This is a genomic window from Streptomyces sp. NPDC093260, from assembly GCF_040683715.1.
Lineage (GTDB): Bacteria > Actinomycetota > Actinomycetes > Streptomycetales > Streptomycetaceae > Streptomyces > Streptomyces sennicomposti.
Map to the genome: position 1 here is coordinate 101,707 of NZ_JBFBEK010000001.1, position 11,614 is coordinate 113,320.

6 protein-coding genes are annotated in these 11,614 nt (G+C 72.4%); 3 read left to right on the forward strand and 3 right to left on the reverse strand.

Annotated elements, in window-relative coordinates:
- The first annotated feature begins 7 nt into the window (after positions 1-7).
- Positions 8-4,246, forward strand: a complete 4,239-nt coding sequence (locus AB0N63_RS00365; RefSeq protein WP_365521955.1) for a TIGR02680 family protein — start codon at positions 8-10, stop codon at positions 4,244-4,246.
- Positions 4,237-5,595, forward strand: a complete 1,359-nt coding sequence (locus AB0N63_RS00370; RefSeq protein ID WP_365521958.1) for a TIGR02679 family protein — start codon at positions 4,237-4,239, stop codon at positions 5,593-5,595. The genes AB0N63_RS00365 and AB0N63_RS00370 overlap by 10 nt, the downstream gene beginning before the upstream one ends.
- 223 nt (positions 5,596-5,818) lie before the next feature.
- Here the strand turns inward: AB0N63_RS00370 and AB0N63_RS00375 are convergent, their stop codons facing one another.
- The 3 genes from AB0N63_RS00375 to AB0N63_RS00385 all read right to left on the reverse strand — a co-directional run bounded on the left by AB0N63_RS00375 (position 5,819) and on the right by AB0N63_RS00385 (position 8,422).
- Positions 5,819-7,348, reverse strand: coding sequence for a UDP-N-acetylglucosamine 1-carboxyvinyltransferase (locus AB0N63_RS00375; protein WP_365521961.1), 1,530 nt, complete (start codon positions 7,346-7,348; stop codon positions 5,819-5,821).
- Between the two features lie 65 nt (positions 7,349-7,413).
- Positions 7,414-7,611, reverse strand: a complete 198-nt coding sequence (locus AB0N63_RS00380) for a DUF4236 domain-containing protein (protein WP_009191222.1) — start codon at positions 7,609-7,611, stop codon at positions 7,414-7,416.
- Positions 7,612-7,729: 118 nt separating this feature from the next.
- Positions 7,730-8,422 (reverse strand): hypothetical protein, encoded by a 693-nt coding sequence (locus AB0N63_RS00385; RefSeq protein WP_365521964.1) that lies wholly within the window; start codon positions 8,420-8,422, stop codon positions 7,730-7,732.
- Between the two features lie 440 nt (positions 8,423-8,862).
- Here AB0N63_RS00385 and acnA point away from each other — a divergent pair, with 440 nt between their 5' ends.
- Positions 8,863-11,580 carry an aconitate hydratase AcnA gene (gene acnA, locus AB0N63_RS00390; RefSeq protein ID WP_365521967.1) on the forward strand — a complete coding sequence of 906 codons (2,718 nt, stop codon included), beginning with the start codon at positions 8,863-8,865 and terminating at the stop codon, positions 11,578-11,580.
- The last annotated feature ends 34 nt before the right edge of the window (positions 11,581-11,614 follow it).

Genomic DNA, 11,614 nt, shown 5'->3' on the forward strand with positions numbered 1-11,614 from the left:
CCGCCCCGTGACCGCGCTCCCCGGCCCCCAGTCGCCCGGCCCCGCGCTGCCCGCTCCCGCGCCCGGCCGGTGGCGGCCCCTGCGCATCGGACTCGTCGATCTCTTCCACTACGACGTCGAGGAGTTCTGGTTCCGCGACGGTCGGCTGCTGCTGCGCGGCAACAACGGCACCGGCAAGTCGAAGGTGCTCGCCCTCACCCTCCCGTTCCTCCTGGACGGCGACCTCTCCGCCCGCCGCGTCGAACCCGACGGCGACCCGGGCAAGCGCATGGAGTGGAACCTCCTCCTGGGCGGCGCGCACCCGCATCCCGAACGGCTCGGATACACCTGGATCGAGTTCGGACGACTCGACGCCGGCACGGGTGAGGCGCACTTCCGCACGCTGCTGTGCGGACTCAAGGCGGTCGCCGGGCGCGGCATCGCCCGCCACTGGTTCGCGGTCACCGGCCAGCGGGTCGGCGCCGGCCTCGACCTGCTGGACGCGACCGGGACGGCACTGTCCCGGGACCGGCTCGCCGAGGCCGTCGGCAGCCACGGCATGGTGTACGACACGGCGAAGTCCTACCGCAGGGCGGTCGACGAAGCTTTGTTCGGGTTGGGGGAGCGGCGCTACGGCGCCCTCGTCGACCTCCTGATCCAGCTGCGCCAGCCCCAGCTGTCCAAGCGCCCCAGTGAGGCCGCCCTGTCCCGGGCGCTGACCGAGGCGCTCCCGCCGATGGACCAGGCGGTCGTCGCCGACGCGGCGGAGGCGTTCAGGTCGCTGGACGAGGAGAAGGAGGAACTGCGGGCGGCCCGCGAGGCCGAACAGGCGTCCTCGGCGTTCCTCGACCACTACCGCCGCTACGCCCGCATCGCCTCCCGCCGCCGCGCCCGCCTGCCCCGCCGCGAACACGCCCGCTACGAGAACCTGCAACGGGAGCTCGCCAGGGCACAGGCGGACCGGGACCGCGCCTTGGCGGACCGCGAGGAGGCCAGGGAGAGGGGTGCCGCCCTCGACGAGCGGGCCGCGCGACTGGCCGCTCAGGATGCCACGCTGCGGTCCCGGCCCGAGATGCGCGACGCCCGCGCGCTCGACCGGGCGGCGGACGACGCCTCCCGCACGACCGCAGAGCTGAAGCGGGCGGAGGCGGACCGGCGTACGGCGGCCGAGGCGCACACCCGGGCCCTGGGCCGGCTCGCCACCGCGGACAACCGGCTCGCGGCAGCCCGGGAGGCGCTGGACGGCATTCGGGACCGAGTCGCCGAGAGCGCCGCGGCCGCCCGGCTCGACATCCCCAGGACGGCGGCAGCCCCCGACGCGGTCCTGCGCCGGGAGGCGGACGAGGCGACCGCGAGCAGGCGGCGTGCCGTCGAGCACGTGGCGGAGCTCGTCACCCGGGCCGAGCAGGCCGAGGAGCGGCAGCGTGCCGCCCGGCTGCGCGCCGACGAGGCCGACGAGGAGGCCGTGCACGCCGAGGAGCGGCTGGCCGAGGCGGAGGAGGACATCGCGCGGGAGGGGCGGGCGCTGGTCACGGCCGTGCGGGAGCGTCTTTCCGGGTGCGTGGAGCTGCGGGTGCCCGGGCTGCCCGGGGTCCTGGACGCCGTACAGGACTGGGCGAGCTCCCTGGACGGCCCGATGCCGGCCCGTACGGCAGCGAGCGAGGCGCATCGGGCCGCCGCCTCCCGCCTGGCGGACCGGGCGGCCGGACTGTCCCACCGTGAGGCGGCGACGGCGGAGCGGCGGCGGCTGGCGGTGGAGGAACTGACCGCCCTCGAAACGGGTCGGCAGCGCGGCCCCGCGGCTCCCCCCACGCGCACACCGGGCGTGCGGGGCCGGGGCCCCGGCGCTCCGCTGTGGCGGCTCGTCGACTTCCGCCCGCATGTCACCGGGGCCGACCGGGCGGGACTGGAAGCCGCGCTGGAGGCGTCGGGGCTTCTCGACGCGTGGGTGCGGCCGGACGGCTCCGCGGTCGCGGCGGACGGCCATGACGTGCTGCTCGATCCGGTCGGACTGCTCGGCGGTACCGGCCTCGACCGCGCGCTGTGCCCGGCGGTCGACCCCGCGGACGCGGGGGCCGCAGCCGTGGGGGAGGAGACGGTCGCGCGTCTGCTCGCCTCGATCGGGCTGGCCGCGGTCGGCGACGACGGGCCTGGCGAGGCCTCCTGGGAGGCCGGTGGCCACGACACCTGGGTCTGCGCGGACGGGCGCTTCCGCGTCGGTGCGCTCACCGGGAGCTGGGCCAAGGACAGCGCCCAGTACGTGGGGGAAGGTGCGCGGGAGCAGGCACGCCGCGTTCGCATCGGGGAACTGCGCGCCGAGATCGACGTCCTGACGGCGGAGCGGGAACGACTGGCCCAGGAGTCCCGCGCCGTGGCCGGGCGCCGTGCCCTGCTGGACGCCGAACTCGCCGCACTGCCGGGCGACGACGACCTGCGGCGCGCCCACGCACGCGTCACCGCCGCGGCCGAGGCAGTCCGTCGCGCCCGCGCCCGGCGGGACGAACGGGCCGCGGAACTGGCTCCGGCGACGGAGCGGGCCGAGCGTGCGGCGGCTGAACTCGACGACACCGCGGCGGCCCTGAACCTTCCCGCCGACCACACGGCACTGGGCGCCGTGCGCCAGGCGCTCGCTGACCACACCGCCCTCCTGGCGGCCCTGTGGCCCGCGCTGCGCGAACGCGCGGAGGCCGAGCGGGCGGTGACCGGTGAGCGGGAGGAGACCAGCCGGGCCGACCTCCTCGTGTCCGAACTCGCGGAGCGCGCTGCGGAGGCGGCTCGGGTGGCCGCGGCGGCGGACGAACACCTCGCGACGCTCCGCTCCACCGTCGGAGCGGCCGTCGCCGAGCTTCAGAGGCAACTGGAGGAGACGGCCGAGGCGGCCCGGGTCTGCGAGCACGAGCAGCGGCAGGCCCGGGCGGAGCACAGTGACGCCGACCGGCGGGCCAGCCGCGCCGAGGGACGCATCGAGCGGCTCGCCGAAGACGTCACCGAGGCGACCGCCGCGCGGGAGGAAGCCGTCGCGGCGCTCCAGCGGTTCGCCGCGACGGGGCTGCTCGCCGTCGCACTGCCCGACATCGGCGTACCGGACGACGGGACAGGGACGTGGGCGGCCACTCCCGCCATCGCCCTCGCGCGGGCCGTGGAGTCCCGGCTCTCCTCGGTCGACGGCACCGACGCGGCCTGGGAGCGCGTTCAGAAGCGGCTGAGCGAGGAGTTCGGCAGACTCCAGGACGCGCTGTCGCGGCACGGCCACACCGCCACCGCCCGCCCGAGCGAGGACGGTATGCGGGTCGACATCGTCTACCAGGGCCGGGAACGGGCCGTGCCCGAACTCGCCGAGGCACTGGCCGCGGAGGTCGCGGAACTGACCCGCATCCTGTCCGCACGCGAGCGCGAGATCCTCCAGACCCATCTGATCACCGAGGTCGCCGGGACCCTCCAGGAACTGATCGGCGCGGCCGAACGGCAAGTGACCGCCATGAACAGGGAGCTGGAGGAGCGCCCGACCTCCACGGGCATGAAGCTGCGGCTGGTGTGGAGAGCGTCCCGCCGGGCCCCGCAGGGACTGGCCCAGGCCCGTGAACGGCTGCGTCAGTCGGCCGACGCGTGGTCGCCCGAGGACCGGGCCGCGGTCGGCGCGTTCCTCCAGGAGCAGATCGCCCACCGACAGGCCGACGACAGCGCCGGCAGCTGGCTGGAGGACCTCACCGCCGCCCTCGACTACCGGTCCTGGCACGAGTTCGGCGTCGAACGCCATCAGCACGGCAAGTGGGTACCGGCCACCGGACCTGCCTCGGGCGGGGAGCGGGTGCTGGCCGCGTCCGTGCCCCTGTTCGCCGCCGCGTCCTCGCACTACGCGAGCGCGGGCGGCGCGCACGCCCCGCGCCTGGTCACCCTGGATGAGGCGTTCGCCGGCGTCGACGACGACTCGCGTGCCAAGTGCCTCGGCCTGCTGCGCGCCTTCGACCTCGACGTCGTCATGACCAGCGAACGCGAATGGGCCTGCTACCCCCAGGTGCCGGGCATCGCGATCGCCCAGCTGTCCCGCGTCGACGACATCGACGCCGTATTGGTGACACGGTGGGAATGGGACGGCAGCGAACGGCGGCGCGGCACGGAGCCCGGGGCCCGCGCGGACGCGATCGCGGCGGCCGCCGGTGCCGGCGACTCCGGCGAGGGGGCCGACGGACCGGTGAGTCCTTCCGGTGAGCCAGGGCGGACCGCCGTCGTCGACAGCTCCGGCGGACAGGGGGCCCTGTGGACGTGACCCCTTCGGTGCCCCCGCCTGACCGCGACGGCGGCCGGACGACGGCCGGACGCACGACACCGCCGACCGCCACCGTGGGCGCGGTGCCGGCCGTGCCGCCACCGGCAGAAGCCCTGACCGACGTCGATACCGAGCGCCTCGGACGCCTGCTCGGCGATCCCGGCCTTGCCTGGTTCGTGGACCGTGTGCGGCAGCGCTTGGCACGTGGTCGGCCGCTCACCGGCTCCGTCATCTTGTCCGACCCCGATGAGTCCCAACGCCGCGCCGCCGAACGCCTGCTGGGACGGGAGCCACGATCCAGCGGCTCCCTCGGCATTCGCCTCGTCACCGTCGACGAGATTCTGCGGCGCTCCGGTGTCAGCCCCGACGGACTGGCGGCGGCCGTCGTCGCCCTCACCGGCCCGGTCGTACTCCACGCGGAGACGCGGAACAGGGAGGAGCGGGCTTGGGAGGAGGCGTACGCCCCACTCGGCATCCTCGATGGGGAGCTGGCCCGCTGGGCCGAGCGGATCCGCGGTGACGGTCTCGTACGGCGCCTCGCCCGAACACCGGAGGCCGCGGGCCCCCTGGTGGAGGCCGCCGTACGCGCGTTGCGTGCGTTGCCCGCGGCACCCCCGACATCGCGGGCGACGTTCGCGGCACGGAACCTCTCGGGCGCTCATGCCCTGGACGAGGGGACGCCGCTCGCCACGCTCGTCCTGTCCGGCATCCGTTGCCTCACCGGCTTTCCCGCCGGCTCCGGTGCGCAGTGGCGACGGGAGGCGTGGGCCTCGGCGGGCCTGCTCAAGGACGACCTGTCATCGACCGTCCTCACCCTCAACCTGCGCGGAACGCCAGCCCTCGACTGGATGGCCGACGCGGGGGAGCCGGCGGTGCTGACACTCCGCTCCCTCACCGGTCGCGCTCCGGTTGCCCCTGTTCCGACCACGGGAACCGTGCACATCTGCGAGAACCCGGCCGTGCTGTCCGCCGCCGCCGACACTCTCGGCCCGCAGTGCCCGCCCATGGCGTGCCTCCAGGGCCAGCCGTCGGCCGCCGCGCTCACCTTGCTGCGCGACCTGTCCATACGGGGAGCCCGCCTTGTCTACCACGGCGACTTCGACTGGGGCGGTGTGCGCATCGCCGCAGCGCTGGCGCGCTGCGTCCCCTGGCGGCCATGGCGCTACACGGCCGCCGATTACCGAGCAGCAGTGACCACAGTGGCCGAAGCCCCGGAGCTGACGGGCCCGCCCGCCGCGACTCCCTGGGACCCTGCCCTGGCCGACGCTCTCGCCGAGTGCGGTGTCCGGGTCGAGGAGGAAACAGTGCTGGATGATTTGCTCACGGACCTTGGAACGGGGTTCCGCTGAGGCGAATCTCGAGAGCGCGGCGGGCGCAGAGTTCTACGAGTACCGACTCACTCCCTCGACATGTGCATCTTTCCGACGACGCGTCGTGTGGAGTGTGTGTCGCTCGAAGGCCTTCACGCCCGGCCAAAAGTGCCAGGAAAGTCCCCGGAGGCGCCTGCACACCCCTTCCGTCTTACATGCGTGCAGGTCAGTAGGGGCGCGGTGGTGGTTTCTCTGAGAACCTTCAGATGTCCCGGAAGATCTCGATCTGCGCCCCGATCGAGTTCAGGCGTTCCGCCAGGTCCTCGTAGCCGCGGTTGATGACGTAGACGTTGCGCAGGACCGAGGTGCCCTCGGCGGCCATCATCGCCAGGAGGACGACGACCGCGGGGCGCAGGGCCGGCGGGCACATCATCTCGGCGGCGCGCCAGCGGGTCGGGCCCTCGACCAGGACCCGGTGCGGGTCGAGGAGCTGGAGGCGGCCGCCGAGGCGGTTGAGGTCGGTCAGGTAGATCGCGCGGTTGTCGTAGACCCAGTCGTGGATCAGGGTCTTGCCCTGCGCGGTGGCCGCGATCGCCGCGAAGAACGGGACGTTGTCGATGTTCAGGCCGGGGAACGGCATCGGGTGGATCTTGTCGATCGGCGCCTCCAGCTTGGACGGCCGCACCGTCAGGTCGGTGAGCCGGGTGCGGCCGTTGTCCGCGAAGTACTCGGGGCTGCGGTCGTGGTCGAGCCCCATCTCCTCCAGCACCGCCAGCTCGATCTCCAGGAACTCGATCGGCACCCGGCGCACCGTCAGCTCGGACTCGGTGACGACCGCCGCGGCGAGCAGGCTCATCGCCTCGACCGGGTCCTCGGAGGGGGAGTAGTCCACGTCCACGTCGATGACCGGCACGCCGTGCACGGTGAGCGTGGTGGTGCCGATGCCCTCGACCCGTACGCCCAGCGCCTCCAGGAAGAAGCACAGGTCCTGGACCATGTAGTTGCTGGAGGCGTTGCGGATGACGGTCACGCCGTCGTGGCGGGCCGCCGCCAGCAACGCGTTCTCGGTCACCGTGTCGCCGCGCTCGGTCAGCACGATCGGCCGGTCCGGGCGCACCGCCCGGTCCACCACCGCGTGGTACTGCCCCTCGGTCGCCGCCACGTCCAGCCCGAACCGGCGCAGCGCGATCATGTGCGGCTCGATGGTGCGCGTGCCGAGGTCGCAGCCGCCGGCGTAGGGCAGCTTGAAGTGGTCCATCCGGTGCAGCAGCGGGCCGAGGAACATGATGATGGAGCGGGTGCGGACGGCCGCCTCGGCGTCGATGGCGTCGAGGTCGAGGTCGGCCGGCGGCACGATCTCCAGGTCGGTGCCGTCGTTGATCCAGCGGGTGCGCACGCCGATCGAGCCCAGCACCTCCAGGAGGCGGTAGACCTCCTCGATGCGCGCCACCCGGCGCAGCACCGTGCGCCCCCGGTTGAGCAGCGAGGCGCACAGCAGCGCGACACACGCGTTCTTGCTCGTCTTCACGTCGATCGCGCCGGACAGCCGGCGGCCGCCGACCACCCGCAGGTGCATCGGGCCCGCGTAGCCCAGCGACACGATCTCGCTGTCCAGGGCCTCGCCGATGCGGGCGATCATCTCAAGGCTGATGTTCTGGTTGCCGCGCTCGATGCGATTGACGGCGCTCTGACTGGTGCCGAGCGCTTCGGCGAGCTGCGCCTGCGTCCAGCCGCGGTGCTGCCGGGCGTCACGGATGAGCTTGCCGATGCGTACGAGGTAGTCGTCTGCCATGAGGTTGAGGTTATCTCAGATATGAGATGGCACCTCTTAAGGGGGGCCATTCGAGTGATGAGCTGTCAATCAGCCCTGGACCGGCGGGTGCGACGCCAGCCGAAAGGTCCGGGCAAATCCACCGATGTCGTATGGCGTCCCGTGCTGCTGTGGGTGTGTCGCGGACCGTGCTTCCCGCCGGTGGTGAGGGACCAGGAGTGCCTGTTGATGTTCAGCCGCACTCCCGGCAGGATCCGGAAACTCTTGCGGAACGTGAGCGGCATGCCGTGCCTCCTTTTGAACGCCGCTGGCTGCGCCAACGTCCTTTCCGGATACCCCCGTTCGGCGTTCCGATCCGCCGGCCCGCGCCGGGCTCGCCCGATGCGCCGGCCGGCGGGGCGGTCACCAGTCCTTCCCGGCCGTCATCTTCGCCGGGGCCAGCACGTCCACATGACCGTGGTCGCCGTAGACGGACGTCCGCCAGTGGGCGAAGACCTCGGCGGTGCGGTCCAGCTCGTCCGTCTCCCACACCCCGTAGTCGGCCCGGACCACGGCCACCACCCGGTCGCCGCCCGCGAGCGTGCGGGTCCGGACGCTCGTCACATGGGCGGCGAGGGCGGCGTCCGACTTCTTCGGCGCGCCCGTCCTCAGGTACGCGCGGAACTCGCGCAGCATCGGGAACCAGCGGTGCGGGCCGGTGGTGGGCACGCTCTCGTCCCGGGCGTCGGCACTCGTGTCGTCCGTCGTCCCGTCGGTGTACGGACCGTCCGGGCCCTGCTGGTCGTCCGTGGTCGTGTCCGGCAGCTCGCCCTGGTCGTCGCTCGTCGTGTCGGGAAGGTCCGTGTGCTGGTCGTCGGTGGTGGTGTCGGGCAGCTGGCCCTGGTCGTCGCTCGTGGTGTCGGAAGCGTCCGCGCCCTCTGATCCCTCCGGGTCGTCTGCGCCGTCCGTGCCGTCCGCCGCCCGCGCCCCGGCCGTCGCCACGGTCCCCGCCCCCGCCGCGGCGCCTCCCGCCCGTTCCGTGCCGCAGGCCGCCAGCGGCAGGCAGCAGCAGGCGAGCGCGGCCGCCGCGCACGCGTACCGAGTGGTGATCCTCATCTGCGGGCCCCCTGTCCGTTCCCCTGGTCGGACTGTGAGAGCGGCGATCGCCGCCGGGGGTTCCGTGGAGCCGCCCGCGTCACGGCCCGCCCTGCGCCGCCCCCGCCCCCGTGGTTCGATGAGGCGAACCGGCCTCCCGCCCCGCACGGACTCCGGCCGTCCGTCGGGAGGAACGGGACCCGCCCCGCCCCGCCACCCGGCACCGCCCCGCGGCCGAGCACGCCGAAGCCGGGCCGGGCATGACCATCCGGCCCCCATGTACTAGAGTTATCTCGACATCGAGATATCTGCCGAGGAGCACCGCGACCGCATCCCGGTAAGGCGTACCTAACTTAGCCTTACCTCAGCGGATGGGGCGAGCGCCGTGGCGGCACTATGCGGTGGTCGCCGCATAGGGTTTGCGGTGTGGTGGTACGCGCACATCAATGAAGGAGACTGTCGTGTCGGCGAACAGCTTCGACGCCCGCAGCACGCTGCAGGTGGGCGACGAGTCGTACGAGATCTTCCGGCTTGACAAGGTCGAGGGCTCGGCCCGACTGCCTTACAGCCTGAAGGTCCTGCTGGAGAACCTGCTCCGCACCGAGGACGGCGCGAACATCACCGCCGACCACATCCGCGCCCTCGGCAACTGGGACTCCCAGGCCCAGCCGTCGCAGGAGATCCAGTTCACGCCGGCCCGCGTGATCATGCAGGACTTCACCGGCGTGCCCTGTGTCGTCGACCTCGCCACCATGCGCGAGGCCGTCAAGGAGCTGGGCGGCGACCCGGCGAAGATCAACCCGCTCGCCCCGGCCGAGCTGGTCATCGACCACTCCGTCATCGCCGACAAGTTCGGCACCAACGACGCCTTCAAGCAGAACGTCGAGCTGGAGTACGGCCGCAACCGCGAGCGCTACCAGTTCCTGCGCTGGGGCCAGACCGCCTTCGACGAGTTCAAGGTCGTCCCGCCCGGCACCGGCATCGTCCACCAGGTCAACATCGAGCACCTGGCCCGCGTCGTCATGGTCCGCGACGGCAAGGCCTACCCCGACACCCTGGTCGGCACCGACTCGCACACCACCATGGTCAACGGCCTCGGCGTCCTCGGCTGGGGCGTCGGCGGCATCGAGGCCGAGGCCGCCATGCTCGGCCAGCCGGTCTCCATGCTGATCCCGCGCGTCGTCGGCTTCAAGCTGACCGGCGAGCTGCCCACCGGCACCACCGCCACCGACCTGGTGCTCACCATCACCGAGATGCTGCGCAAGCACGGTGTGGTCGGCAAGTTCGTGGAGTTCTACGGCGAGGGCGTCGCCGCCACCTCGCTGGCCAACCGCGCCACCATCGGCAACATGTCGCCGGAGTTCGGCTCCACCGCCGCGATCTTCCCGATCGACGACGAGACCATCAACTACATGCGTCTGACCGGCCGCCCGGAGCAGCAGCTCGCGCTGGTCGAGGCGTACGCCAAGGAGCAGGGTCTCTGGCTGGACCCGAAGGCCGAGCCGGACTTCTCCGAGAAGCTCGAGCTGGACCTGTCCACGGTCGTGCCGTCCATCGCCGGCCCGAAGCGCCCGCAGGACCGCATCGTCCTGGCCCAGGCCGCCCAGCAGTTCAAGTCGGACGTCCTCAACTACGTGGACGTGGTGGACGAGGCGGGCAAGGAGTCCTTCCCGGCCTCCGACTCCCCGGCCGTCGCCCCCAACGGCGCCCCGTCCAACCCGGTCCAGGTCACCGCCCCCGACGGCACGACCTACGAGCTGGACCACGGCGCGGTCACCGTCGCGGCCATCACCTCCTGCACCAACACCTCCAACCCGTACGTCATGGTCGCCGCCGCGCTGGTGGCCAAGAAGGCGGTGGAGAAGGGCCTGACCCGCAAGCCGTGGGTCAAGACCACGCTCGCCCCGGGTTCCAAGGTCGTCACCGACTACTTCGACAAGGCGGGCCTGACCCCGTACCTGGACAAGGTCGGCTTCAACCTGGTCGGTTACGGCTGCACCACCTGCATCGGCAACTCCGGCCCGCTGCCGGAGGAGGTCTCCAAGGCGGTCAACGAGCACGACCTCGCCGTCACCTCGGTGCTCTCCGGCAACCGCAACTTCGAGGGCCGGATCAACCCCGACGTCAAGATGAACTACCTGGCGTCCCCGCCGCTGGTCGTCGCCTACGCGATCGCCGGCTCCATGAAGGTGGACATCACCAAGGACGCCCTCGGCGTGGACCAGGACGGCAACCCGGTCCACCTGAAGGACATCTGGCCCTCGGAGTCCGAGGTCAACGACGTCGTCGCCAACGCCATCGGCGAGGACATGTTCTCCAAGTCCTACTCCGACGTGTTCGCCGGCGACGCCCAGTGGCAGTCGCTGCCGATCCCGACCGGCGACACCTTCGAGTGGGACGCCGAGTCCACCTACGTCCGCAAGCCCCCGTACTTCGAGGGCATGGCGATGGAGCCGGCCCCGGTCGAGGACATCAGCGGCGCCCGGGTCCTGGCCAAGCTCGGCGACTCGGTCACCACCGACCACATCTCCCCGGCCGGTGCGATCAAGGCCGACACCCCGGCCGGCCAGTACCTCACCGAGCACGGCATCGAGCGCCGCGACTTCAACAGCTACGGCTCGCGCCGCGGCAACCACGAGGTCATGATCCGGGGCACGTTCGCCAACATCCGCCTGCGCAACCAGATCGCGCCGGGCACCGAGGGCGGCTACACCCGCGACTTCACGCAGGACGGCGGCCCGGTCGCCTTCATCTACGACGCCTCGCAGAACTACCAGGCGGCCGGTGTGCCGCTGGTCGTCCTGGCCGGCAAGGAGTACGGCTCCGGCTCGTCCCGCGACTGGGCCGCCAAGGGCACCGCGCTGCTCGGTGTGAAGGCCGTCATCGCCGAGTCCTACGAGCGCATCCACCGCTCGAACCTGATCGGCATGGGCGTGCTGCCGCTCCAGTTCCCGGAGGGCCAGTCCGCCGCGACCCTCGGGCTGACCGGCGAGGAGACCTTCTCCATCACCGGCGTCACCGAGCTGAACGACGGCACCACCCCGCGCACGGTGAAGGTCACCACCGACACCGGCGTGGAGTTCGACGCGGTCGTCCGCATCGACACCCCCGGTGAGGCGGACTACTACCGCAACGGCGGCATCCTCCAGTACGTGCTGCGCAGCCTGATCCGCAAGTAAGGGATCCGCTACGGCAGTTGGGCCGCATCCCCGG

Bases quoted from the DNA above. Each gene is read 5' to 3' on its own strand.
- AB0N63_RS00375 (WP_365521961.1), bottom strand. From the start codon at position 7,348: ATGGCAGACGACTACCTCGTACGCATCGGCAAGCTCATCCGTGACGCC.
- AB0N63_RS00380 (WP_009191222.1), bottom strand. From the start codon at position 7,611: ATGCCGCTCACGTTCCGCAAGAGTTTCCGGATCCTGCCGGGAGTGCGG.
- AB0N63_RS00385 (WP_365521964.1), bottom strand. From the start codon at position 8,422: ATGAGGATCACCACTCGGTACGCGTGCGCGGCGGCCGCGCTCGCCTGC.